This is a genomic window from Pseudarthrobacter sp. HLT1-3 (genome assembly GCF_059383535.1).
On sequence record NZ_JBWZCJ010000015.1, the window covers coordinates 24,008 to 48,002 of the forward strand.

Annotated in this window: 20 protein-coding genes; 7 read left to right on the forward strand and 13 right to left on the reverse strand. The window is 69.5% G+C overall.

Features of this window, described 5'->3' with window-relative positions:
• Positions 1–43 precede the first annotated feature (43 nt).
• Positions 44–523 carry a GtrA family protein gene (locus AC50X9_RS13595; RefSeq protein WP_494894366.1) on the forward strand — a complete coding sequence of 160 codons (480 nt, stop codon included), beginning with the start codon at positions 44–46 and terminating at the stop codon, positions 521–523.
• Here AC50X9_RS13595 and AC50X9_RS13600 read toward each other — a convergent pair whose 3' ends face one another.
• From AC50X9_RS13600 to AC50X9_RS13625, 6 genes are all read right to left on the reverse strand, one after another.
• Positions 524–1,684, reverse strand: coding sequence for a cysteine desulfurase family protein (locus AC50X9_RS13600; protein ID WP_494894288.1), 1,161 nt, complete (start codon positions 1,682–1,684; stop codon positions 524–526).
• Positions 1,681–2,676 (reverse strand): carboxylating nicotinate-nucleotide diphosphorylase, encoded by a 996-nt coding sequence (gene nadC / locus AC50X9_RS13605; RefSeq protein WP_494894289.1) that lies wholly within the window; start codon positions 2,674–2,676, stop codon positions 1,681–1,683. Before nadC ends, AC50X9_RS13600 begins: the two co-directional genes overlap by 4 nt.
• On the reverse strand, positions 2,673–4,427 hold the full coding sequence (gene nadB / locus AC50X9_RS13610; protein WP_494894290.1) for an L-aspartate oxidase: 1,755 nt from the start codon (positions 4,425–4,427) through the stop codon (positions 2,673–2,675). The genes nadC and nadB overlap by 4 nt, the downstream gene beginning before the upstream one ends.
• A complete protein-coding gene (nadA, locus tag AC50X9_RS13615; RefSeq protein WP_494894291.1) occupies positions 4,424–5,737 on the reverse strand; it encodes a quinolinate synthase NadA in 1,314 nt (437 codons plus the stop codon). The genes nadB and nadA overlap by 4 nt, the downstream gene beginning before the upstream one ends.
• Entirely contained in the window at positions 5,734–6,444 is a 711-nt protein-coding gene (locus AC50X9_RS13620; RefSeq protein WP_494894292.1) for an NUDIX hydrolase, read from the reverse strand. Before AC50X9_RS13620 ends, nadA begins: the two co-directional genes overlap by 4 nt.
• A gap of 193 nt (positions 6,445–6,637) precedes the next feature.
• Positions 6,638–7,111: an Lrp/AsnC family transcriptional regulator gene (locus tag AC50X9_RS13625; protein WP_494894293.1), complete on the reverse strand. Its 474-nt coding sequence runs from the start codon at positions 7,109–7,111 to the stop codon at positions 6,638–6,640.
• Positions 7,112–7,286: 175 nt separating this feature from the next.
• Between AC50X9_RS13625 and AC50X9_RS13630 the strand changes: the two genes are divergently transcribed.
• The 5 genes from AC50X9_RS13630 (at position 7,287) to AC50X9_RS13650 (ending at position 12,146) form a co-directional block, all read left to right on the forward strand.
• A complete protein-coding gene (locus AC50X9_RS13630; RefSeq protein WP_494894294.1) occupies positions 7,287–8,651 on the forward strand; it encodes an amino acid permease in 1,365 nt (454 codons plus the stop codon).
• 237 nt (positions 8,652–8,888) lie between these two features.
• Entirely contained in the window at positions 8,889–9,959 is a 1,071-nt protein-coding gene (locus tag AC50X9_RS13635; RefSeq protein ID WP_494894295.1) for a thiamine pyrophosphate-dependent enzyme, read from the forward strand.
• On the forward strand, positions 9,952–10,992 hold the full coding sequence (locus AC50X9_RS13640; protein WP_494894296.1) for an alpha-ketoacid dehydrogenase subunit beta: 1,041 nt from the start codon (positions 9,952–9,954) through the stop codon (positions 10,990–10,992). The genes AC50X9_RS13635 and AC50X9_RS13640 overlap by 8 nt, the downstream gene beginning before the upstream one ends.
• The gene (locus AC50X9_RS13645) at positions 10,985–11,314 is read left to right on the forward strand and encodes a biotin/lipoyl-containing protein (RefSeq protein ID WP_056426240.1); all 330 of its coding nucleotides are present in this window, start codon (positions 10,985–10,987) and stop codon (positions 11,312–11,314) included. Before AC50X9_RS13640 ends, AC50X9_RS13645 begins: the two co-directional genes overlap by 8 nt.
• Before the next feature lie 4 nt (positions 11,315–11,318).
• Positions 11,319–12,146, forward strand: coding sequence for an alpha/beta fold hydrolase (locus tag AC50X9_RS13650; protein ID WP_494894297.1), 828 nt, complete (start codon positions 11,319–11,321; stop codon positions 12,144–12,146).
• Between the two features lie 208 nt (positions 12,147–12,354).
• On the opposite strand, the gene AC50X9_RS13655 is transcribed toward AC50X9_RS13650, so the two are convergent.
• The 3 genes from AC50X9_RS13655 to AC50X9_RS13665 form a co-directional block, all read right to left on the reverse strand.
• Complete coding sequence (locus AC50X9_RS13655) at positions 12,355–13,710, reverse strand: MFS transporter (protein WP_494894298.1); 1,356 nt, start codon at positions 13,708–13,710, stop codon at positions 12,355–12,357.
• Positions 13,711–13,915: 205 nt separating this feature from the next.
• The gene (gene hpaB, locus AC50X9_RS13660) at positions 13,916–15,370 is read right to left on the reverse strand and encodes a 4-hydroxyphenylacetate 3-monooxygenase, oxygenase component (protein WP_494894299.1); all 1,455 of its coding nucleotides are present in this window, start codon (positions 15,368–15,370) and stop codon (positions 13,916–13,918) included.
• Between the two features lie 76 nt (positions 15,371–15,446).
• A complete protein-coding gene (locus AC50X9_RS13665; RefSeq protein ID WP_494894300.1) occupies positions 15,447–15,983 on the reverse strand; it encodes a flavin reductase family protein in 537 nt (178 codons plus the stop codon).
• Positions 15,984–16,174: 191 nt separating this feature from the next.
• On the opposite strand from AC50X9_RS13665, the gene AC50X9_RS13670 reads away from it, so the two are divergent.
• Complete coding sequence (locus tag AC50X9_RS13670; RefSeq protein ID WP_494894301.1) at positions 16,175–16,891, forward strand: IclR family transcriptional regulator; 717 nt, start codon at positions 16,175–16,177, stop codon at positions 16,889–16,891.
• Between the two features lie 141 nt (positions 16,892–17,032).
• On the opposite strand, the gene AC50X9_RS13675 is transcribed toward AC50X9_RS13670, so the two are convergent.
• The 4 genes from AC50X9_RS13675 to AC50X9_RS13690 all read right to left on the reverse strand — a co-directional run bounded on the left by AC50X9_RS13675 (position 17,033) and on the right by AC50X9_RS13690 (position 23,982).
• Positions 17,033–18,433: an MFS transporter gene (locus AC50X9_RS13675; RefSeq protein WP_494894302.1), complete on the reverse strand. Its 1,401-nt coding sequence runs from the start codon at positions 18,431–18,433 to the stop codon at positions 17,033–17,035.
• 166 nt (positions 18,434–18,599) lie between these two features.
• On the reverse strand, positions 18,600–21,740 hold the full coding sequence (locus AC50X9_RS13680) for an AAA family ATPase (RefSeq protein ID WP_494894303.1): 3,141 nt from the start codon (positions 21,738–21,740) through the stop codon (positions 18,600–18,602).
• Entirely contained in the window at positions 21,737–22,921 is a 1,185-nt protein-coding gene (locus tag AC50X9_RS13685) for an exonuclease SbcCD subunit D (protein ID WP_494894304.1), read from the reverse strand. Before AC50X9_RS13685 ends, AC50X9_RS13680 begins: the two co-directional genes overlap by 4 nt.
• Before the next feature lie 128 nt (positions 22,922–23,049).
• Complete coding sequence (locus tag AC50X9_RS13690) at positions 23,050–23,982, reverse strand: MIP/aquaporin family protein (RefSeq protein WP_494894305.1); 933 nt, start codon at positions 23,980–23,982, stop codon at positions 23,050–23,052.
• Positions 23,983–23,995: the final 13 nt, after the last annotated feature.

Genomic DNA, 23,995 nt, shown 5'->3' on the forward strand with positions numbered 1-23,995 from the left:
GCTTGAGCAGCACCCGCCTGCCCCTGACGTTGCCGCCGGCGGCATTTCGGTTTCTGTTCCCGTTCCGGTCACTGCTGCCGATCCCGGCCACTTCCGGCACCGGCACCGGGGCGTCCTGCGCTACCCGCTCGCCCGGCAACTGCTGAGGTTCACCGGCGTCGGGGTCGTCTGCACGGTGACGTCACTGGCGCTCTATGCCTTCCTCCGGCCATATCTTGGCGCGCAGCCGGCCAACGCGACAGCCCTGATCCTCACCTCACTCCTGAATACTGCGCTGAACCGCCGGTTGACCTTCAAAATCACCGAGCGCCACCGGATGAAACGCGACCACCTCAACGGCCTTATCGTGATCCTGGTGGCGCTGCTGCTCACCGGCGGCAGCCTTGGCGTCCTGCACTGGATCAACCCCGAGGCCACCGTCGCCGATGAGTTGTGGACCACGACACTGTCCGGCTTCGTGGCCACTGCCGTACGTTTCACCCTGCTGCGGCACTGGATCTTCCGGCGGGCCCGGCACGTCTAGTCAGGTGCCGGAGCCGAGTGCCTGCACGCTTTCGACGGCGGTGCCGACGGCGGCCGCTGCCTCCTGCAGCTCGGCCGCCGTGATTGTTGAGTCGAAGCTGAAGCGGACCGCGGTCTGCGCAATTCCGGCGTCGATGCCCATCGCCCGCAGCACCGGGGACGGCTCGTCCGAACCGGCCGCGCAGGCCGACCCGCTGGAACAGATGACCCCCAGCCGTTCGAGTTCCAGCAGCACGGATTCGCCGCTGGTCCCCGGGAAGCAGAATGACGCGACGGACGGGAGCCGTTCGCTCGGATGCCCGGTGAGGACGGCGCCGGGAACCTGGGCCCGCACCGAGCAGATGAACTCATCACGCAGGTCGGCCACGCGGGCCGCGCGGTCCCGCTGGTCGGTCAGTGCCAGCGTCAGCGCCGTTGCGAGGGCCACGGCTCCGGCCACGTTCTCGGTCCCCGACCGGCGCCCGCGTTCCTGCCCGCCGCCGTGGATGACCGGCTCAAGCCGGGTCCGGCCCCGCACGAACAATGCCCCGCTTCCTTTCGGCGCGCCCAGTTTGTGGCCGGAAATGCTCAGCGCGTCCACGCCCAGGGCCGCCGTGTCGACGGTCAACCAGCCGGCGGCCTGGACCGCGTCGGTGTGGAAGGGTATTCCGCGGGCGCGGGCCAGCGCGGCCAGCTCTGCAATCGGCTGCACGGTGCCCACCTCGTTGTTGGCGTACATGATGCTGACCAGGGCGGTCTCCGGCCGGAGCGCGGCGGCGAGCGCGGCCCCGGTGACGCGGCCGCAGGAATCGACCGGCACCACGTCGACGGCGAAGCCGTGCACCCGCTGCAGGTAGCGGGCGGACTCCTCCACGGCGGGATGCTCGACGGCGCTGATCACCACCCGGTCCAGCCGGGGGTCCGCTCCGCGCCGGGCCAGCGCAATGCCCTTGACGGCCAGGTTGTCCGCCTCCGTGCCCCCGGAGGTGAAGACCACCTCGCCCGGCCTGCAGCCGAGCGCCCTGGCCGTCGCCGCCCGTGCCCCGGCGAGCGCCGTGGCAGCCGAGTCACCAAGCGAATGGTGGCTGGACGGATTGCCGAAGTCGCCGCTGAGATACGGCCACATCGCTTCGAGCACCTCACGGCGCACTGGTGTGGTGGCAGCGGCGTCGAGGAAGATCACGGCGTCGCCTGGCCCGCCGTCTGGTCGCTGTTTTTGTTGCCGGTGATGTCGCCGATCATGCCGCTGGTCATCTTGCTGGTCAGGCCCAGTTCGATGTCGAGGCCCAGGTCCAGGGCGGCAATGCTGTGCGTGAGCCCGCCGATCGAGATGACGTCCACCCCGGTGGCGGCGATGCCGGCCACGGTGGCCAGGTTGACGTTGCCGCTGGCCTCCACGCGGGCCCGGCCTGCCACCAGGGCCACCCCGGCGGCAAGCTCCGCCGGGGTGAAGTTGTCCAGCATAATGGTGTCCACCCCGGCGGCCAGCACGGGTCCGATCTGGTCCATCCGGTCCACCTCCACTTCGAAGTGGGTGGTGTGCCCGAGGCGGGTTTTGGCCTCCCGCAGCACATCGGTGAGCTTCGAGGCGTCGCCCCCAGTCAGCACGGCCAGGTGGTTGTCCTTGGCCAGCACGGCGTCCGAGAGGCCAAAGCGGTGGTTGGCTCCGCCGCCGCAGCGGACGGCGTACCGTTCCAGCACCCGCAGGCCCGGCGTCGTCTTGCGGGTGTCTGTGATGCGTGCCCCGGTGCCGTCCACCAGGGCGACGAACTCCGCCGTCTTGGTGGCGATGGCGCTCATCCGCTGGACCAGGTTCAGTGCCACGCGTTCGGCGAGCAGCACGGCGCGGGCATTCCCGCGGACCCTCGCGAGCACGGTACCGGCGGCGAACGCGCCTCCGTCGGCAACCAGCAGTTCGACGGCGGCGTCCGGGTCGGTGAGCTTCATCGCGGCCACGAACACCGCCCCTCCGCTGAGCACGCCGGGGACGCGGGCGGCGAGGACCGCCGTCGCGCGCGCGTCCGCCGGGATGAGCGTCTGGGAAGTGATGTCACCGTACGGGGCATCCTCGAGCAGGGCGGCCCGCAGGACGGCGTCGACGGCGGCTGCGGGCAGGGTTCCGTCGAGCGCCGTTCCGGGGAGGGCGCTGGGGCGGGCTGCTGCGGGTGCTGTCATGACGAAATCCTTTGCTTCGGACGGGATGCGGCGACATGCCGATGGCTGTGTGTGCCGGCCGGCGGGGTGGCGCGGGCCGGGGCTGCCAGCACTGCGGGAAGGGTGGCGGGGGTGTCAGCGTCCGCACGGTAGTGGGCCCCCACCGAGCCGGTCCGCTTCCGCGCCGCGGCCACGAGCAGTTGGGCTGCCAGCAGGAGGTTCCGGTCCTCGTGGTCGGACTGGCCGGGAACGGCCCCCTGATCCGGAAGCCGGTCGGCTGCGGCGAAGGCTGCGGTCCATTCCGCGAGCCGGGCGGCAGCGGCGTCGAGGTCGGCTCCGCTGCGCATCACCCCGGCCGAGCTGGTCATAAGGCGCTGCAGGGCGTCCCGGCTGAACGGCATAGTTCCCTGACCCGTCCCCGCGGCCGGGAGGTCTTCCCTGGTGCGTTTGACCGGTATGGCCGGAACGGGCTCCGGGTCCGTTCCGCTGAGGAAGGCCTCCACCGCGCGGCGGCCGAAGACCAGTCCCTCCAGGAGGGAATTGCTGGCCAGCCGGTTGGCGCCCTGCGCTCCCGTGCACGCGACCTCACCGGCCGCGAAGAGTCCCGGCACGGAGGTGCGGCCCCAGAGGTCGGTGGCCACTCCTCCCATCCAGTAGTGGGCCGCCGGGGACACCGGAAGCGTTTGGGTGGTCCAGTCGTAGCCGGCGGCGCGCGTGGCGGCGGTGATGGTGGGGAAACGCCGTGCCAGGAAACCTGGACCGCGGGTGGCCTCGATTCCCCGGGCGTCGAGGTACACGGGGCTGTCCGCCGGGGTGCCGGTGGCGGCGAGGTGCAGCGCAATGCTGCGGGAGACGACGTCGCGCGGCGCCAGTTCGGCATCCGGGTGGTAGTCGGGCATAAAACGGTAGCCGGCTGCGTCGAGCAGGACGGCGCCTTCCCCGCGGACCGCCTCGGAGATCAGCAGAGCCGGCGGACCGCCGGGAATCTCGTCCGCCGCCAGGGTGGTGGGGTGGAACTGGAAGAACTCCAGGTCACGGACGGCCGCCCCCGCCCGCCAGGCCAGGGCCAGGCCGTCAGCCGTGGCAACGGAGGGGTTGCTGGTCCGGGCGAAGAGCCGTCCGGCGCCGCCGGTGGCCAGCAGCACCGCGTCGGCGTCCAGACGCCGGGGTTTCCCGTGGGACAGGTAGGCGACGCCGGTGACGCTGGCAGTGTCGCCCGCCGGCCCGGCTCCGGGGTGCCCGGTGAGGAGTTCGGTTACGAAGGCTCCGGTCTCGACCCGCAGCTGTCCCCGGATCGCGCGGTCCAGGACTGCTGCGACGAGGGCGCGGGCGATCCGGGCACCGGTCGCGTCTCCGCCGGCGTGCAGGATGCGCGCGGCCGAGTGGGCCGCCTCAAGGCCCAGCGCCGGGCCTCCGCCGGGTCCGGCGTCGAAGTTCACGCCGAACCGTTGCAGCCCCGCGATGTCCCGGGCTGCCTCGATGCAGAGGACCCGCACGGCGTCGGGGTCGTTGAGCCCGGCGCCGGCGGTGAAGGTGTCGGCGATGTGGGCGGCCACGGAATCACCGGGCGCGGCCTCCCCCGGCGTGAGCACTGCCGAAACGCCGCCCTGGGCATAGAAGGTGTTGCTTTGCTCAAGGGTTCCCTTGCTCAGCAGCACCACCTCGCACGCCGGCCCGCCGTCGGGCGCAGCGTCAAGCACGGCGTCAGATGCCAGCAGCGCGGCGTACAGCCCGGCAATGCCGCTGCCGACCACCACCAGCCGTCTGGTCACGGCCGCGCCGCCAGCATCCGCTCGAGGGCCACCCGTGCCGGGGCGGCGACGGCGTCCTCCACCGTGATGCGGTTGACCACCTCGCCCCGGACCAGCGCCTCCAGGACCCAGGCGAGGTACCCGGGGTGGATGCGGTACATCGTGGAGCAGGGGCAGATCACCGGGTCCAGGCAGAAGATGGTGTGCTGCGGATTTTCCGCGGCGAGGCGGTTGACGAGGTTGATCTCGGTGCCGACCGCGAAGGTGGTCGGCTCGGTCGCGGCGGCGATTGCCTTGCGGATGAAGTCCGTGGAACCGGCGGAATCGGCGGCATCCACCACTTCCATGGGGCACTCCGGGTGCACGATCACTTGGACCCCGGGGAACTCAGCGCGGGCCTTCTCGATCTGGCCGACGTTGAAGCGTTTGTGGACCGAGCAGAAACCGTGCCACAGGATCACCCGGGAGTCCGCGAGGGTCTGTTCGTCGTTGCCGCCGAGGTCCTTGCGCGGGTTCCACATCGGCATCTGTTCCAGCGGGACCCCCATCGCCTTGGCGGTGTTGCGGCCCAGATGCTGGTCCGGGAAGAACAGCACGCGCTGGCCGCGCTCGAAGGCCCACTCCAGCACCGTGGCGGCGTTGGAGGAGGTGCAGACGATCCCGCCGTGCTCGCCGCAGAAGCCCTTCAGGGCCGCCGAGGAGTTCATGTAGGTGACCGGGATGACCGGGACCCGGCCGTCGGCGTCGGGTTCGGTCCCGAACAGCTCCTCGAGCTGCTCCCAGCATTCGGTCACGGAGTCGATGTCCGCCATGTCCGCCATCGAGCAGCCGGCGGCCAGGTTGGGCAGGATCACGGCCTGGTCCGGCCGGGACAGGATGTCCGCGGTCTCTGCCATGAAGTGCACTCCGCAGAAGATGATGGCCTCGGCGTCGGGCCGGGTCAGCGCGGCGTTGGCCAGCTGGAAGGAGTCGCCCACGAAGTCGGCGTAGGCCACCACCTCGTCACGCTGGTAGAAGTGTCCCAGGACCACGGCGCGGTCCCCGAGCGTCGCCTTGGCGGCCCGGATCCGCGCGTCAAGTTCGGCGTCGCCGGCCCGCTTGTACTCCTCCGGAAGCTGGCCCTGCCGGGGGGTCGATGCCGGGGCGATGTCCGCTACGGAGGCGCCGGGGCCGTAGGCCGGCACGCCGGCGAGGGCCTCCGCGAGGTCATAGTCCCAGGGCCCGCGGGCGAGCGCCGGGCTGCAGGTGGACGCGGCTGCTGCAATGCCCTCGGCGCTGCTGGCGGCCTGTTCACGCGTGATCAGCTGGATGGCTGTGTTGACGCTGCTCATGGTGTGCTCCTGTTGTCTGGGTCAAGGCCTGGGCGGCCGGTATAGCGGTAGAGGCGGGGCGGGCGGTGTTTGCCGCCCTGCAGATACTGGTCGGTTTCTTCGATCTCCGGCGTGGCTTTGACCTGCCGGCGGAAGTTGGCCGGGTCCAGTTCGCGGTCCAGGACGGCCTCGTAGACCTCCCGGACCTGGGCCAGGGTGAAGTACTCGCCGAGCAGGTGGTACGCGATGGACCCGTAGGCCATCTTGTTGCGCAGCCGCCAGAGCGCGTACTCGATGATTGCGTTGTGGTCGAAGGCCAGTGCGCCCAGCCGGTCCGCACGAAACCACCGCACGTTTTCGGATTCGTCCGCGAGCGCTGCCTCGGTGGGCTGCACCAGCGCCCAGTACACAATGGAGACGACCCGCTGGGTGGGCGAGCGGTGCAGCCCGCCGAAGGCGTACAGCTGTTCGAGGTAGCTGGGCGCCAGCCCGGTGGTCTCGCGCAGGTTCCGCGAGGCGGCGTCCGGCAGGGACTCGGCGTGGGTCAGCGGGCCGCCCGGCAGCGCCCACATCCCCTTGAAGGGTTCACGGATCCGCCGCACCAGCGGGATCCACAGGGTGGGCCGGCCGGATTGTTCGCTGGGGCGCAGGGCGAAGATCACCGTGGAGATGGCCAGCGACGGCGGCGCGAGCTGCCGTTCGGCGACATTGGCTGCTGCGGTGTACACGGCGGTTCACCCCGCTTTCCGGGCTCCGGGCCGGCCCCTCAGGACCGCCTCTAAGTTCCGGACCGACCGCCGGACTAGTTATAGTCATATTGACTAGAACTGATTCTACGACGTTCGGGGCCGGGAACAAAATGTTGCAGCTCACAGCGGGCTGGCCGGGGACGGACCGCCCGGGCAGCCCGGGCGAGCCGGCTCAACGTCCCGCGGCGGCGGCTTCCAGCAGCGGGAGCGTGCGGCCCTGGAAGTGGGTGTTCAGCACAATCACCGAGGAGGAACGAAGCACCGTGCGGGTGGCGATCATGGCATCCAGTACGCGCTGCAGGTCCGGGTTGGAGCGTGCCGCAATGCGGGCCATCAGGTCCGAACTGCCGGAGACGGTGTGGATTTCGATCAGTTCCGGGATCGCCGCGAGGGCCTCGACGACGGCGTCGTGCCCCAGGTCCTGGTTGATCGTCAGGGAGCAGAACGCGACCACGGGAAAACCGAACCGGGCCGGATCCGGCTGCGGCACCCAGGAGCCGATAACCCCGCTGTACTGCATCCGGTCCAGCCGCGACTGCACGGTGGCGCGGGCCACCTTCAGCACGCGGGAGGCCTCCAGCACGGAGGCCCGGGGTGAATCGGTGAAGAATCGGACAATCTTCGCGTCCAGAGCATCAACGTCCATCAAGAGTTCCTCCTAGAGCCACCTTAGGCTCACAAAGCGTTAGGGAGATACCGCTTCCGGCCAGCAAACTGTCACCATGCTCTCATGCCCGCGAACCCGGACCGCGCTCCATTAGCGGTAAATTCAATAGGTCCCATAAGGACCCAGGATCCAAACCACAAGAAGGTTCGCCAGCATGACAATGAAGTCCACCGCGGAGCGCCCCGGGCTGAAACTCGGCCACAGCATGAAGCCACGCCAACTCACCATGATGGGACTCGGCAGCGCCATCGGTGCCGGCCTGTTCCTGGGCTCGGGGGCGGGTGTCCAGGCCGCCGGACCCGCCGTCCTGGTCTCCTACCTGGTCGCCGGAACCCTGATCATCCTCGTGATGTGGGCCCTGGGCGAAATGGCTGCCGCCAACCCGAACAGCGGTGCGTTCTCCGTCTACGCCGAAAAGGCCATGGGCCGGACCGCCGGAGCCACCGTTGGGTGGCTGTGGTGGCTGCAACTGGTGGTGGTGATCGCCGCCGAGGCCCTGGGCGCCGCCGGTCTGCTCTTCACCGTCTGGCCGGTGATACCCGTCTGGGCCCTGTCGCTGATCTTTATGGTCGTTTTTACGGCGATAAACCTCGCCGGGGTGAAGAACTTCGGCGAGTTCGAGTTCTGGTTCGCCATCCTCAAAGTGGCCGCCATCCTGCTGTTCCTGGGTATCGGTACCGCCCTGCTGCTGGGCTGGCTGCCCGACGTCGAGTCCCCCGGCCTGAGCAACTTCACCGCCGACTTCGCCCCGGCGGGCCTGGGCGGCATCGCGACGGCACTCTTCGTCGTGATCTTCGCGTTCGGCGGCACCGAGATTGTCAGTGTGGCGGCGGCCGAGACGGAAAACCCCCAGCACAGCGTGGCCCAGGCTATCCGCACCGTCGTGTGGCGCATCCTCGTCTTCTACATCGGCTCGGTGTTTGTGATCGCCGCGGTCCTTCCGTACACCTCCGACGCCCTCGCGTCGCCCTTTGCCGGCGTCCTGGACGTGGCCCGCATCCCCGGCGCCGGAGCCGCCATCACCCTGGTGGCCGTCGTCGCCCTCCTCTCGGCCCTGAACGCGAACCTGTACGGGGCGTCCCGGATGGTCTTCTCGCTGTCCGAACGCGGCGAGGCACCCCGCTTCCTCTCCAGGCTCAACAAGGCACGGGTGCCGGTGCTCGCCGTCGGCGTCTCCGTGACCTTCGGATTCCTGGCGACGGTGCTGGAGCTGCTCTTTCCGGAGCGGATCCTGCCGGCGCTGTTCCAGCTGGTCGGCTCGACCTGCCTGATGGTCTGGGGCTCGGCGCTCGTCTCCCAACTGATCCTCCGCCGCCGCGCCGACCGTGAGGGCACCGTTCTGCCGCTGCGGATGAAGGGCTTCCCGGGACTGACGATCTTCGGGCTGGTGCTCCTGGCCCTGATTTTCGCAGTCGGCTTCAGCAGCCCGGAGAGCAGCAAGCAGCTGGTCAGCACCATCGCCCTGGTCGCGGGCATTGCCGCGGCCTGCTGGCTCGGCGCCCGGCTGACCCGCAAGTAGCCCGCAAGCAACCGCCCGACGAAGCCGCCCACAGCCGCCCAAAAACTGAATCGCAGCAGGGGCCGTTCCGGAGTCCCGGAACGGCCCCTGCTGCGAGTCAGCTGCGATCCGGCGGCCCGCGCGTGGAGTATACAAACTGCCAGGGACGGAGGCGCCTTGGTTGGCACTCTTGTACAGTCTGGGCAGTGATCCGCGGGCTGATTGCCCAGCGCCGGGCGGGTGACTAGGGTCACAGCCATGGACACACTTCCGTTGGCTGCCGGCGCCCCCGCCGAACCGCTCACCCCCGCCCAGCTCCGCGAGCTCTATTCGCTGATGGTGGCGGTCCGCCACCTGGACACCGCGGCCGTCGCATGGCAGCGCCAGGGCATCATTCCCGGCTACGCGCCCGAGCTCGGCCAGGAAGCGGCCCAGGTGGGCAGCGGCTACGCCGTGGACACCACCCGGGACTTCGTCTTCCCGACCTACCGCGAGATGGGCGTCGCCCGCACGATGGGCGTGGACATGGTGGCCTACATGTCCACACACAAGGCCAGCTGGCACGGTGGCCTCTACGACCCGCTGGAATCCCGGCTCGCCCCGATCCAGGCCGTGGTGGCCGGCTCCGTGCTGCACGCCGTCGGCTGGGCCCACGGGCAGACGCTGGCCGCAGGCCCGGCAGGGACAAACGATGCAAACGCCGACGGCAGGCTCGGGGTTGCGCTCACCTACTTCGGTGACGGCGCCTCCTCGCAGGGCGACGTCCACGAGGCCCTGAATTTCGCGGCCGTCATGAAGGCCCCCGTGGTGTTCTTCGTGCAGAACAACGGCTGGGCGATCTCGGTTCCGACCGAACGCCAGGTGGCTGGCGGCTCGGTCGCCGCCCGCGCCGCCGGCTACGGCATGCCGGCCCTGCAGATCGACGGCAATAACGTCGTCGCCGTCGTCGAGGCGACCCGGCGCGCCTTCGCGCACGCCCGGTCCGGCAACGGCCCCGTGCTCATCGAGGCCATGACCTACCGCCGCGGCCCGCACTCGACCTCCGACGATCCGGGACGCTACCGCTCGCTCGACGAGGAGCGCGACGGCGCCGGTCTGGACCCGCTCGAGCGCTTCCGGCAGCGGCTGCTCGCCGACGGCGTCGCCGACGAGGCCTTCTTCGCCGCAGCCCTCGCCGCCGCCCAGGCCGAGGAGGAACAGATCCGCACCGGAATCCAGGCGCTCGGATCCCGCCCCGGCGCCGAAATGTTTGACCTGGTCTTCCAGGAAACCACCCCCGCCCTTCAGTCCCAGGCCGCCAGCTGGCGTGAGGAGTCCGAACATGTCTAACTCGACCCTGGAAAGCGCGACGGTGGACACGCCCGCCTCCGGCACCGTGATGTCCATGCAGCAGGCCCTCAACCGGGCCCTCGATGAGGTGCTCACGGAGAACCCGAAGACCCTGGTCTTCGGCGAGGACTGCGGCCGGCTCGGCGGCGTCTTCCGTATCACCGACGGTCTGCAGGCCAAACACGGCGAGCGGCGCGTGTTCGACACGCCGCTGGCGGAATCCGGCATTCTCGGCATGTCGGTGGGTCTGGCGATGGCCGGATTCCACCCCATCCCCGAGGTCCAGTTCGACGGCTTCGCCTATCCGGCGATCAACCAGATCGTCTGCCAGATTGCCCGGATGAACTACCGCAGCCGCGGCACCCTGCCGATGCCCATCACACTGCGGGTTCCCAGCTTCGGCGGCATCCGCGCCCCCGAACACCACGGCGAAAGCCTCGAGGCACTCTTCGCGCACGTGCCCGGGCTCAAGGTGGTCTCGCCGTCGAACCCGCACGAGGCCTACCACCTGCTCAAGTACGCCGCCACACGCCCGGACCCGGTGATCTTCATGGAGCCGAAGTCCCGCTACTGGCAGAAGGGCGAGGTGGACCTCGAGGCACACGATGCGGCCGGCGGCGCCCCCACCGGCGCCAAGGTCATGCGCCAGGGCCGCCACCTCACCCTCGTCGCGTGGGGCGCCATGGTGGCCCGCTGCCTCCAGGTGGCCGAACTCGCCGCCGAGGACGGAATCGACGTCGAGGTCCTGGACCTGCGCTGGCTCAAGCCGATCGACGCCGCAGCGCTGGCGACGTCCGTGCGCAAGACGCGCCGCGCCGTCGTCGTCCATGAAGCGCCACTGACGTCCGGCCTGGGCGCCGAGGTGGCCCAACTGATCACGCAGGCGTGCTTTGACACGCTCAGGGCCCCGGTGGAGCGCGTGACCGGCTTCGACGTGCCGTACCCTTCCGGGGACCTGGAAGACGAATACATCCCGAACATTGACCGGATCCTGTTCGGGATCCAGCGAGTATTGGAGTACAAACGTGGCTGAAATATCTTTCCCGCTGCCGGACCTCGGTGAGGGCCTGATCGAGGCAACCGTGCTGGAATGGCTCGTGGCGCCGGGCGACCAGGTCGAGCGCAACCAGCCGCTCGTCGAGGTGGAAACCACGAAATCAGCGGTTGAATTGCCCAGCCCGCAGGCAGGTAAGGTAGTGCGTATCCACGGCGGGCCCGGTGACAAGATCAATGTCGGCGAGCCCCTGATTGTGTTTGAGGTGCCGGACAACACCGCCGGCATCGTGGGCACGGTCCCGAAGGAAGAGGCACCGAAGCGCCGGGTCCGCCTGAGCGCCGTACTTGACGAGGACTGACACCATGAGCGGCAGACACACCGGCGACCAGCATTCCCACACCGTCGAGGGCACCGACCCCCAGCTGTACGTGGGAGTACACGAACCCGTCTCCGACGCGGGGCTGCGCCCCGTCCTGCTGCTGCACGGCTTCTCCTCCTCCTCCAAGCTCAACTGGGAGGACACCGGCTGGCTGACGGCGCTGCTGGAGTCCGGCCGCCGTGTCATCACGGTGGACCTTCCCGGCCACGGCCGCAGCGGCGCCCCCGAGGACCTGGACTCCTACTCGCCCAGCAGGATCCGCGCGGACCTGCTGCAGATCGCGTTCGACGCCGGCGTCCGCCCGCTGCGTGACGGGGACCCGTCCAGCGGGCTGGACCTGATCGGCTACTCGCTCGGCTCGCGGCTGGCGTGGGAGTTCGGCGCCACCCAGCATGAGCTGGTGCACCGGCTGGTCCTCGGCGGCCCGAACGTCTCCGATCCGCTGGCCGACTTCGACCTGGTCGCCGCGCAGCGCTACCTGGCCGACGGCACCCCGATCGCCGACGCGTCGACCGCCGGGCTGCTGAAGATGGCCCTGCTGCTGCCGAGCAACAACATTTTCTCGCTGCTGTCGCTCGTGGAGGCGATCAAGAGCGAGCCGTTCGATCCTGCCGAGGCCGTGCCGCGCGTGCCGATGCTGCTGGTGGCCGGGGAGAAGGACGAGCGCGCCGCATCGATGCCGGAACTTGCTGCCCTCGGAGCCAGGGCCGGTGCGATGGTCGAGCAGCTGATCCTGCCGGGCCGCAGCCACACCAACGCCATCACCAGCCGCGCCTTCAAGCAGGGTGCGGTCAGCTTCCTGTCCGTCTAGTCACCGCCCCCGCCCGGCCACAGAGAAACGCGGGGTCACTTGCGGCCCATCCGGACGTCTGGGATGGGCCGCAAGTGACCCCGCGTTGTGTGTGTGAGTGGTGACTGCGCGTTGAGTGAGGAGCGACCTCCGCGTTGCTTAACGCTCGAGGGGCACGGACCTTGCGGCCCGTGCCCCTCGAGACTGGCTGGCTACTGGCCCCTGGAGACTAGTGCCGCGCCGCATCATCCGTTGCGCCGTGGCTGACGCCGAGCGGGCGGCCCCTGGTTTCCCCGGCAAGGAGGACACCCACAGCCGAGATCACGCAGAGGATCATGATGTAGATACCGATGGAACCGGTCCATCCGGTGCCCTGCAGCAGGGCCTCGGCGATGGTGGCCGCAAACGCACCGCCCAGGATGGCGCCGAAGGCGTAGCCGATAGAGATCCCCGAGTAGCGCACGTTAGCCGGGAACATCTCGGCGTACATTGCGGACATCGGGCCGTAGGACAGGCCCAGGCCGATGGTCAGGACGAACAGCGCGACACCGTAAAGAACGATGTCCTTGGTGTCGATCAGCGCGAACATCGGGATCATCCAGGCAAAGACGATGGCGTAGCCGGTAAGGAACGTCTTGACCCGGCCGATCTTGTCCGACAGCCAGCCGCCGACCAGGGTGAAGATCAGCCAGCCGAAGGATGCCAGCGTGGTGGCCAGCAGGATCTGCGCGACGGGCATCTTCAGGGACTTGGTGGCGTAGGAGATGAAGAACGCGATCAGGAGGTAGCCGGCGGCGTTGTTGCCGATGAAGATCATCGTGGAGTACAGGACGGCCTTCTTGTGCTTCCGGATGAGCTCGCCCAGCGGCGCCTTGCTCTCCTCCTTGCGGTCCTGCATCTCCTTGAAGACCGGGCTCTCGGCGACCGCCCGGCGGATCAGGTAGCCGACCACGATCAGCACGATCGAGAGCAGGAACGGCACACGCCAGCCCCAGGAGGCGAAGTCTTCCTTGGACATGGACGTATTGAGGAAGTACAGCAGGCCGGTGGCGAGAATCATGCCGACCGGAACACCGATCTGCGGGTACGCGCCGAACAGGCCGCGCTTGCTCTTCGGAGCGTGCTCGACGGCCATCAGGGCGGCACCGCCCCATTCACCGCCGGCCGAGAAGCCCTGGATGACACGGAGCAGGATCAGCAGGACGGGAGCCCAGAAACCGATCTGGGCGTAGGTCGGCAGCATGCCGATCAGCGCCGTGGCGGCGCCCATCATGATCAGCGTGAAGACCAGCATGGCCTTCCGGCCCAGACGGTCACCCAGGTGGCCGGCGACGATGGCTCCGAGCGGGCGGAACAGGAAGCTGATGCCGATCAGGGCAAAGGACAGGATCTGCGCGAGGCCCGGGTTGGAGGCGTTCAGCGGCGCCAGGAACAGCGGTGACAGCAGCGTGGCTGTCAGCTGGGCGAAGATGAAAAAGTCGTACCACTCGATGGTGGTCCCGACCAGGGTGCCCGCGAGGACCTTGCGTTCCTCATGCTTGCTGCTGGGGCCCGCCTCAGAATCGACACTTGAAGTTGCGGTCATTGGAACTCCGTTGCTGGGGGCAGTGGTACTGCCCGGGGTGGGTGCGATGTGAATAACTGAATGCCTCTAGCATTTACTGATCGAACGGTCAGTTAGTATTCAGAATCTTACTATGAAATGTGTGACAGGACACACCTCCCGGGAAAAATTGCTTCGCTGCCCCGAAAAATGACAGCGTGGGCGGAGCCGGGACCCGCCCCGGGGGTCAGTCGGTACGGTTCAGGAACTCCCTGACCCGGGCCCGGACGGGCTCGCGGTCGTAACTGTTGACCATGGCCCCCGCCATCCTGACCGGATCGCCGAAGAAGAAGTACTCGTAGAGCGACTGCCGGCCGGAGAATCCGGAGACTGAGGCATCGAACGCCAGCTTGAACAGCCGGACGCGCTCGGGGCCGGTCAGCGACTTGCCCTGCAGGTACATCTCGATGTCGGCCCGGGCGTCGCTGTTGACGTCGGCCTCGCCCGGTAGTGCCATCAGCCCGGAGGCGGAGAATTTCCGGATGATCTGCGGGAACCGCTGGGCGACCTTCGGGTACCAGTTGCGGGCGGCGTTCAGCGTGGACCACTTCGGCAGCATCACGCCGGCGTCGTTGAGCTGGGCATCCGCCTCGGAGGCCCGGACCAGCGCCTTGCCGATCTCGACGTCGACAATCAGTTCGGCGATGTCCTCCTGGATGTGCTGGAAACCGTCGATGCCGATCGAATCGGCGAGTTCGGAGGCCAGGCCCAGGAAGAACTCACTCTTGGCGATCGTACGGGTGACCACCTGGTGCGTCATCAGGGCGCCGGCGCCGGTTTCGGAGTAAAAGCCGTTGCACAGCTGCGGGTTGCCCAGCATAAAGATGCGCTCGCTGGGGACGAAGACATGGTCGAAGACCGCGACGGCGTCCATCTCCTCATAGCGCGACGCGAGCGGCTCGTCGTGGGTGCTGCCGCCGTTGTACAGCGAGGTGCGGCAGAGGTAGCGCAGGCCGGGCGCGTCGTTGGGGATGGCGAAGGCGTAGGAGTACGGGGCATCCTCCGGCGTGCCGCGGAGCACGGTGGAGGGGAAGACCAGGAGCTCGTCCGCGATCGGGGCGATGGTGGCCAGCATCCGGGCGCCGTGGATGACGATGCCGTCCTCTCGCTCCTCGACAATCCGGGCCGAGAGCTGGCCGCCGAGCTGTTCGGAGCCGGACACGGATCGGTTCACCTGCGGCGGAATCAGGGTGTGCGTGGCGAGGACGTCGTTTTCCCGGGCCCACTCGTAGTAGTTGCGGATGTTCTCGCCGAACTTGGGGTCAGCCTGGGAGAACCACTTCCCGGCCGTGCTGAGCGCGGTGAGGGAGGAGTTCATGTAGTCGCCGGAGCGGCCCAGGAAGCCGTTGGAGTCCTCGGCCCAGGTGGAGATGGCACGCCGGCGGCGCTGCAGGTCCTCGACCGTCTTCGGCACCAGGAAGGAGGCGTTGACGAGGTCGCCGGTGCTGGGCGAGGTGTACGTCAGCGCTTCCTGGTAGCGGGGGTCGTGCTGCATGTCGAAGAGCTTGGCGTAGGAGCGGGCCACGTTGCAGAACGCGGGGTGCTCGGCGATCTTCTCGCTGACAACCTCCCCGTCGATCACCACGTGCGGTGTCATCCCGTTGAGCCTGTCGAGGTACTGCTGTCCGGTGCGGATACCCATTACTGTTTCTCCAGTCGTTGAGCTGAGTCGAATAGGGCGTAGATGGTGTGCGGATGGGCCGGGGCCACGCGGCGGGTCAGAGCAGGTCCTCCATGCCCAGCTGGCTTTCCGGGATGGTAGTGAAGGTGCCGTTGGCGAACGCCAGCGCGTCTCCGTAGCGGTAGTTGAAGTCCACTACCTCGCCGAGGTAGAGCGTGTGGTCGCCGCCGTCGTACGCCGCCCAGGGCTTGCATTCAAAGTACGCGAGCACATGGGAAAGCCGCGGTGCCGTTTCGCCCTCGACCCAGAGCGGTTCGGGCCCGGGGCGGCCGGCAAAGTGCTGCGCGAGCTGCCGCTGCTCCGCGCCAAGGATATTGACGGTGAAGGGCCGCCCGGCGAGCTCGTCGTGCGCCCTGGCCGTGCGGGCGATGCTGACGAGCACGAGGGGCGGGTCCATCGACACGGAGGTGAAGGAATTGACGGTGATGCCGTGCCGCTTCGTGACGCCGTCGAAGGTTACGATCGCGACGCCGGTGGCGAACCGGCCCAGGCTGCCGCGGAAGTGCTGGGCCCCGGGCCCGGACGTGCGGCCCGGCACTACCGGAACGGGTTCGCTGTGGGGCTTGGCAATCATCGTTGATCCCTTGCGGTCGGTGCTGGCCAAATGCTGCCGGGGCTGGCGTGCAGGCTATTGCCTGGTCAACAGAATGTTCTATAATCGAACACATAATTCCCATTTAGAACGCTAGCGCACCGTAATGCAGAGCACAAGGGCCATCCGGTGCCACCCTGCAACAGACGACCGCCCGCGCCTAGGATGGACCAATGACCCCGATTGCCGGCAGCGCCCAGGCTTCCCCCTCCCAGACGTTGTCGCGTGGTATCCGCGCTCTGGAAATCCTCGCCGATGCCCAGCGCCCGCTCACCATCGCCGAACTCGCCGACGCGATGGGGGTCCACCGCTCGGTCGCCTACCGCATTCTTCGCACCCTGGAGGATCACTCCCTGTTGGTGCGCGACGACGGCGGCCGGGTCCAGCCCGGCCCGGGCCTGGCCGTCCTGGCCCGGGGAGTGTCGCGCAACCTGCAGACGGCGGCCCTGCCGGAGCTCACCCAGCTCGCCAACACCCTGACGATGAGCGCCTTTGTTGCCGTCTGGGACCACGCCGAATGCGTCACGCTCGTTACCGTGGACCCGCGGCACACCGGGGCCACCGTGGTCCAGCACCCCGGCTCCCGGCATCCGATCAGCGCCGGGGCTCCGGGAATCGCGATCCAGTCGGCCATGTCGGAAGAGGAATGGGCCGCCGCCGCGCCGGGCATCCCCTACCGGGCCGAAGCGGCCGCGGCTCGCCGCCGGGGCTATGCCGCCAGCCATGACGAGGTCATCGCCGGAGTCTCCTCCCTTGCCGTCCCCATCCGGGTCCCGGGCGGGCGGCCGGCGGCCCTCGCCGTCGTGTACATCCGGGCCGACCAGGACCCCGAGGACGTCGCCGCGGCGCTGTCCGTGAGCGCCGGGCGGATCGAGAGCCAGCTGGGCTGACGCGCAGCTGAGTCATTCCCCGGTTGGCCTCCCAGCCCGGCTCCCCGCCGGAGCGCTACCCGCGGTGCGCCATCACTCTGCGTCCTTCTGAGGCACGGAGAGCAACCACAAGTGATAGGGCAACTGCCGGTTTTCAGGGAATCAGCCGGCCGCCGTCCTGTTCCGTCGCCGAAGCACGACGGCGGCTGCCGCTCCCAGCAGGAAGAGCGCCGCTGCGGCCCACACCGGCACCAGGAACGCTGCCGAGTAGCCATGGTTCTGTGCCAGCTGCCCCGCCACGGCCGAGCCGATCGCGGTGCCGGCGACGATGCCGCTGGCCAGCGCGGTCATGACGGTGCCGAGCTTGCCGGCCGGGGCAACGCGTCCTCCGACCGCAAAGACCGTGACCATCAGCGGTCCCACCGGCAGCCCCAGGACAAGGAGCACGAGGATCATGGGCAGCGCGGTTGCGGGCAGCAGCAGCAACAGCGCGAGCCCCGCCATCAACGCTGCGCAGGCCAGCCAGCGGGCGTTTGCGGTGAACCCGCGGGGCCAGTACGCCACCGAGAGGGCCGCCGCTGCGGAGCTCAGGCCCATCACCGCGTAGAGCAGGCCGGCTGCTTCAGAGCTGGCGAAGCTGGCGGAAAAGGAACTCAGCGAGGTCTGGGTGGAACCGAAGAACGTGCCCATGCAGACCATGGCCAGAACGGGAAGGGCGACGGCGGCAACGGCGCCGGCGCGCTGCCCGGATGTGCGCGTGGCCCGGAGCTGTCGGGTGTGTTCCTTCGCGGCCGCTGTCCGCGCCGGAGTCCGGGGCACCGCCTGATGCGTGGGATGCACGGCGAATGCCGGGACGAGGGTGATGGTCAGGGCGGCAGCGAGGGCGAGCGGCAGCCAGGGTGTGATCAGGCTGGCGAGGATTCCCACCAGCGCCGGTCCCAGGACAAAAGTTAGTTCGTCCGCAGTGCCCTCGTAGGACAGCGCGGTGTCAAGGTCCGCGGTGTTGGCGTCGCGCCCGTTACGGGAGGTGAGTGCCATCCAGCGGACCCTGGCCAGGGGTCCCACCTGCGGGCAGCTTGCGCCGGCAACGAAGGCGGCGGCGAGGACCGGGATGGCTGCCGCCAGGTCCACGCTGCCGGGAATCAGGGAGGCGGCGAGGATCAGGGCGATGACGGCGGCTGCGTTGAAGACTGCGGCGAACAGCAGCACGGGGCGCTGGCCCAGCCGGTCCGCCAGCGCGCCAAGGACCGGGGCGCCGAGGGCCGAGCCGATCCCCACGGCGCCGGCAGCGACGCCGCCGGTTGCGTAGGAGCCGGTGACGGACGTGACCAGGGTGAGGGTTCCCACGGTGAGCATGGCGAGCGGGAGTCGGGCGAAGAGCCCAATCGGGAGGAAGCTTCGGCCGGCGAGCAGCGGCAGCCGGGCAAGCCGCCCGCCGGTACGTGTCGTCGGCGGGGCGGCGGCGGGTCCCGGGGCAGCGGTTGACCTGGCACTGGCGGCATCGGGTTCAGGAAAATGGGGCGCCGCGGAACCGGGCGCCTGGGAAAGCGGTGAGAGGGGCATGATTCCGGGTTCGTTCTATGGTGCGCATCGTCCCTCCTCCCGATGCGCGCGACCCGGTAACGCCCCCATTATAGCCGCTACCGGCGACGCCCAGGCGCACCCGGCAGGGCCCGCGCGGGCCCTGGCTGCGCCCCGGCCGTCGTGGCGCGGCCGGGGCGTACGCGTGTCAGCCCTCGGCGTCGTCGGAGATGTGCAGGGTGGAACCGTTGCGTCCCTTGACCACCTGGAGCTGGGTGCTGATGCGCTGTTTCATTTCGCCGACATGGCTTACCAGCCCGACCACCCGGCCGCCGTCGCGTAGCCCTTCGAGGGCGTCCATGACCTGTTCCAGGGCCTGTTCGTCGAGGCTGCCGAACCCCTCGTCCACGAACAGGGTCTCGATGTCCACGCCGCCGGATTCCTGCTGCACCACGTCCGCGAGCCCAAGGGCGAGCGCGAGGGATGCCATGAAGGACTCGCCGCCGGAGAGCGTTGCGGTGTCCCGGCGCTGCCCGGTCCACTGGTCGACGACCTCCAGGCCGAGGCCGGATTTCGCGCCGCGGGCCGCCTTGGCGTCAGTGTGCTGCAGGGTGTAGCGGCCGTCGCTCATGCCAATGAGCCGCTCCGAGGCTGCCGCCGCGACCTGCTCGAGGCGTGCGGCGAGAACGTAGCTGTTCAGGCTCATCCGGTAGGTGTTGTCCCCTGCCCCGCGCGCGGCGTCGGCGACGGCAGTTAAGAGGTTCGCGCGGTCGCGCGGTTCCCGTCCGGTCTCCGCGAGTTCCGCGTAGTTCGCGGCGATCGCCTCCAGGGTCCGCACCGACTTTTCCGCCAGGCCGGCCGCGAGTTCGGCGTCCCGGGCCAACCGTTCGGCCGTGGCGGCGTCGGTGCGGAGCTGGTCCACGACCTCCGCGGCGAGGGGGCCTTCCGTGTCCAGTTCGCGCGCCGCCAGCACGAGTTCCTCGCCGGCAAAGAGCTCCGCGATCCTTGCCGCTTCGTCCTGTCCGGCGCGGACGGCGGCTTCCAGAGCCGCCGCGTCCGCGGCCGGAAGAAGCACAACCCGGGCCGCCTCCGCCGACTCGAAGCCGGTGCCCGGAAGCGCCAAATCCAGCTGCCGCCGGGCCTCCACGGAACGGGCTGCGGCCTGGTCCAGCCGGGTCCGCGTCGCATCGGCGCGTTCCAGCACGGCGGTCGTGCCGTCCAGTGCCAGGATCCTGTCGGCCAGGAACGGGTGGCCCGCCCGGAGGGCACCGAGAGCCCGTTCGAGGGAATCGGCCTGCTCCAGGACTACGGTGAGGGTTGATTGGGTCTGTACGATGCCGGACGTCGCGGCCGTCTGGGCCCGCTCGCCGGCGGCGATCTGCTCGTCCAGATCCGCCTCACGCGCCCGGCTGGCGGCAAGCTCAGTTGCCGCGTCGCGGGCCTCCGCGGCGCGTTCCCTGGCCAGGGCAGCCTCGAGCGTGGCCTCCTCGGGCGCCGTGTTGCCACCCTGGGCCGCCAGCACGGCGACGATCTGCTGGGCATCGGAGAGCTCGCGTTCAAGCGCCGCGAGGGCGGCTTCCGCCGCCTCGCAGGCGCGCTGCGCGGATTCCTCGGCCTCGGCCACGATCAACGCGGACGCCGCGGCCGGGGCGGGGAAAGGGTGCTCGGGACTGCCGCAGACCGGGCAGGCGACATCGGGCTGCAGCTGGGACGCGAGTTCCGCGGCAGCGTTGGCCAGCCGTTCCTCGCGGAGATCCAGCCAGCTCTGGCGCAGATCCTGGTACTCCCCCCGGGCGCCGCGGTGGCGTGCCGCTACGGCTCCGCAGTCCTGCTCGGCCGTGGCGTAGCGCTTGACCAGGACGAGGAGTTCCGCCGCGGCGGCTGCTTCCTTCGTCCGCAGCTGCACTTCGGCGGCGAGTTCTTCGAGCGGACGCAGGCCGGCGAGCAGGGCTTCTGATTCACGGCGCAAACCGGCGATGGCGGCAGCCCCGGACGTTTGTTCGGCTTCCAGCTGAGCCAGTCCCAGTCGAAGCTCGGCGGTGCGACTCCGCAGCCCGGCCAGCCGGGCTTCGTCGGGCAGCCGCTCCTCCAGCACTGCACGCAGTGAGCGCAGTCCGCGCAGCGCGGACTGCACGGTGTCTCCGTGGAAGGCGGCACTGACGGTGGGACCGACCGCGGAACCGGCGGTGAAAATATCTGAGACACCGGCTCCGCGGAGGGAGTCACCGGCAAGTGAGCCGGGCATCCTGTCCGGCGTCGCGTTCCGGAGTGCGGCAAGTTCGGGGTCGGTGAGGGCTGCGGTGTGGAGTTCCTCAGCGGCAGCGGCCATGGCAGCGGCAGCCAGTTTCTCCGCCGTCCCGGCGGCGTCGACCGCCTGCAGCTGGCCGCCCAGGACTTCGGCCTGGCGGTGCAGGGCGAGCTGTCCGCTTCGGGCCGCGACTGCGGGAGCGGCAGCCTCGGCCTCGGAACGCCGGCGTTCGGCCGCGGCCAGCCTGGTCTGGCGGGCAGCCCGCGCTGTCGCGGCGTCCCGGGCGGACAGGCGGCCGGCGCGCACACTGTCTGCCTCCAGCGCGGCCGTGCGGCGCTGGGCCGCGGCCGAGCCTGCGTTCACCCCGAGCCAGGCCAGGAAGGAGTCCGGGTCGGCCCGGTCCGGGGCATCCGCCAGGTCCAGCTCCAGCGCGACCGTCTCGGCCTCCGCCCGGGCGAGCAGGAGCTCGAGCTGGCCGTTGAGGCTGGCGACCTCGGCGCGGGCGGCCTGCGCCTTCCGGCCAAGTTCCTCCTCAACGGCCTCAAAACGCTGGGTGCCGAACAGGCTCTGCAGCAGCTCGAGGCGGTCGGTGGCTTTGGATCGCAGGAAAGCGGCGAAATCGCCCTGCGGGAGCATCACGACGCGGGTGAACTGGTCCCGGTTCATGCCGAGGACTTCAGCGATCTCCGCGCCGGCCTCGTCGTTCCGGCCGGACTTCTCGGTCCATTCGCCGTCGACATGCTCGCGGAGCACGGTATTGGCCTGCTGGACGGTGAAGCCCTTTTTGCCCCGGGCGCTGGGTTTGTCCCAGGCGGGCGAGCGGGAGACTTCGAAGTGCCGACCGCGCGCGGAGAACTCGCAGGTAACCCGGGGTTCGACGGCGGCGCCGGCATGGTCGCTGCGCAGCCGCTTTCCGTCCTGCCGCGCACCGGGCACGGACCCGTACAGCGCGAAGCAGATGGCGTCGAGGACGCTGGTCTTGCCGGCGCCGGTGGGACCGTTCAGCAGGAACAGCCCGTGCGCGCTCAGCCGGTCGAAATCGATATGTTCGGTGGCGGCGAAGGGGCCGAAGGCGGAGATCTCAAGACGGTGGATCCTCACAGCGAGACTCCTTCAAGACGCACGGATTCGAGGGCTTCGGCTAACGCAGCTGCCTCGCGGTCGTCGGCAGTCCGGCCGCGGACGTGCTCCAGGAAACCGCAACAGACGGAAAGGTCGTCCGCGGCCTCGGCGAGTTTGCTGCTGTAGCTGGTTTTGGCTGGGGCGCCGGCACCTTCGGGATCGAAACCCAGCACCAGGGTGTCGGGGAACCGCGAGCGGAGCCGTTCCATGGCCCGGGCCGGGCGCTGCGTGTCGGTCAGGGTGATCTGGCAGTAGGCGCCTTCCGCCCACGCGAATTCGTCGGCGGAGAGGAGTTCGTTCAGTTTGCCCCGCAGCACGGCCAGGGTGCGGGGAGCCCGCCACAGCACCTCACGCACGTCGCCGATCCCTTCCGGCCCGACCTCAAGAAGCCAGCTGCCCTTCTTGTGCTGCGCTTCGGAGAAGGAGTAGGCAAGCGGCGAACCGGAGTAGCGGACTGACGGCGAGAGCGCCTGCCGGCCGTGCAGGTGGCCAAGCGCCGTGTAGCCGAAGCCGTCGAAGAGGTCCAGCGGTACAGCGCCGACACCGCCGATGCTGAGGTCCCGCTCGCTGTCGGAGCTGATCCCTCCGCTGGCAAAGGTGTGGGCCAGGACCACGGAATGGACCGTCCGGGTTCGGGCCCGGGCCGCGAGATCGGCGCGGATCCGTGCGGTGGCGGCCCGGGTCACCTCGAAGTGGCTGGCCGTATCGACGCCAAGCTGTTCAGCCACAAGGCGCGGTTCCAGCCAGGGAATACCATAAATGGCAAGCACCGGGGCGTCGCTGTCCGCGTCGGCGCCGCCGTCGAGCGGGAAGAGCACGGGCTGGTCCAGCTCGGCGAGGCGGGTGCGCAGGTGGACTCCCCCACGCGCCAGCAGCCGGGAGGCGAAGCCGAGCCGGATCGCCGAGTCGTGGTTGCCGCTGGTCAGCACCACCTGTGCGCCGGCGCCGGTCAGGCCCACCAGGGCGTCGTCGAGCAGCCGGACGACGTCGACCCCCGGCAGGGCGCGGTCGTAGACGTCCCCGGCAATCAGGACGACGTCGACCGCCTCATCCCGCACGAAACTGACGAGTTGCTCGATGAACGCGCGCTGGGCCTCAAGCATCCCGACGCCGTGGAACGACCGGCCCAAATGCCAGTCCGAAGTGTGCAATAACCGCATGCTCTTACGGTATCCGCTGGCACCGACAGTCTTGCGCCACCGCTCCGGGAACAGCAACGCGGGGTCACCTACGGCCCGTTCCACCCCGTGGGATGGGCCGTAGGTGACCCCGCGTTGGAGGTGGCCGGCTACTTAGCGCGCTCTCCTCGTTCGCCGTCGAAGAAGGCGCGCGCTTCCTCGCTGCCGGCGGCCGGGACAGGGGCGTTGCCGTCCCGATCGCCGCCGTCCGCTTCGTCCGCTTCCCAGCCGTCCGATTCGTCGTCCCCCGCCGTCGTGTCGGGCACCGGCCCGGCGGCCGGCGTCGTCAGCGCGAAGCCGCGGAAGACGAGTCCCGCGAGGGCCGCGCCCACTAGCGGGGCGACCCAGAAGAGCCACAACTGCCCGAGGACGTCCGGGCTGCTGAAGAGTGCGGACGCGGTGGCCCGCGCCGGATTAAAGGGGGCATTGCCCGCCGCCTGGCCGAACTGCAGCAGCACCGCCATGGTCAGGCCGACGGCGAACGGGGCGGCCGACCGTGAGGGGTTCCGGGCGGAGGTGGCGCCCAGGTACACCGCCACCAGCACGGCTGCGCCGAGCACCTCAATGAGCAGCACCCCGGCCATCGGGACCTGGATGATGGAATTCTCGCCAAATCCTGCGGTCACCGTGTCAAAGGCTGCCCTGGGGTCGGCGATGTTGGGGACGGTGCGCAGAATCCCGAACAGCGTCACCGCGCCCAGCAGGGCTCCCAGCAGCTGCGCTCCCACGTAGGCTGCAGCGTCGGCGAGCCGGATCCGTCCCGCAATCGCGTGGCCCGCCGTCACGGCGGGATTGAAGTAGCCGCCGGAGACATAGCCGAACGCCAGCATCACCGCGGTGACCGCCAGCCCCGCGGCCAGGGCCGCGGAGAGCGGGTTCGACTGCGGAATGGTGAACAGCGGAACGCCCAGGCCGGCGACCACGATGACGAAGGTCCCGAGGGCTTCGGCGGACACCCGGGCAGGCAGCCCGTGCCGCGGGGCATCGTCACGGGCGGTGGCCGCAGGGGCGGCCGGCTCGGGGGCAGACGCAGGCGTCATCATGTTCGGGCATTCC

What these genes read in the sequence shown, in the direction of transcription:
- nadC (WP_494894289.1), bottom strand. Translation starts at nt 2,676, where the DNA reads ATGACAGCACCCGCAGCAGCCCGCCCCAGCGCCCTCCCCGGAACGGCG.
- AC50X9_RS13655 (WP_494894298.1), bottom strand. Translation starts at nt 13,710, where the DNA reads ATGACCGCAACTTCAAGTGTCGATTCTGAGGCGGGCCCCAGCAGCAAG.
- AC50X9_RS13650 (WP_494894297.1), top strand. Translation starts at nt 11,319, where the DNA reads ATGAGCGGCAGACACACCGGCGACCAGCATTCCCACACCGTCGAGGGC.
- hpaB (WP_494894299.1), bottom strand. Translation starts at nt 15,370, where the DNA reads ATGGGTATCCGCACCGGACAGCAGTACCTCGACAGGCTCAACGGGATG.
- AC50X9_RS13635 (WP_494894295.1), top strand. Translation starts at nt 8,889, where the DNA reads ATGGACACACTTCCGTTGGCTGCCGGCGCCCCCGCCGAACCGCTCACC.
- AC50X9_RS13675 (WP_494894302.1), bottom strand. Translation starts at nt 18,433, where the DNA reads ATGCCCCTCTCACCGCTTTCCCAGGCGCCCGGTTCCGCGGCGCCCCAT.
- nadA (WP_494894291.1), bottom strand. Translation starts at nt 5,737, where the DNA reads ATGAGCAGCGTCAACACAGCCATCCAGCTGATCACGCGTGAACAGGCC.
- AC50X9_RS13690 (WP_494894305.1), bottom strand. Translation starts at nt 23,982, where the DNA reads ATGATGACGCCTGCGTCTGCCCCCGAGCCGGCCGCCCCTGCGGCCACC.
- AC50X9_RS13685 (WP_494894304.1), bottom strand. Translation starts at nt 22,921, where the DNA reads ATGCGGTTATTGCACACTTCGGACTGGCATTTGGGCCGGTCGTTCCAC.
- AC50X9_RS13670 (WP_494894301.1), top strand. Translation starts at nt 16,175, where the DNA reads ATGACCCCGATTGCCGGCAGCGCCCAGGCTTCCCCCTCCCAGACGTTG.
- AC50X9_RS13625 (WP_494894293.1), bottom strand. Translation starts at nt 7,111, where the DNA reads ATGGACGTTGATGCTCTGGACGCGAAGATTGTCCGATTCTTCACCGAT.
- AC50X9_RS13640 (WP_494894296.1), top strand. Translation starts at nt 9,952, where the DNA reads ATGTCTAACTCGACCCTGGAAAGCGCGACGGTGGACACGCCCGCCTCC.
- AC50X9_RS13630 (WP_494894294.1), top strand. Translation starts at nt 7,287, where the DNA reads ATGACAATGAAGTCCACCGCGGAGCGCCCCGGGCTGAAACTCGGCCAC.
- AC50X9_RS13665 (WP_494894300.1), bottom strand. Translation starts at nt 15,983, where the DNA reads ATGATTGCCAAGCCCCACAGCGAACCCGTTCCGGTAGTGCCGGGCCGC.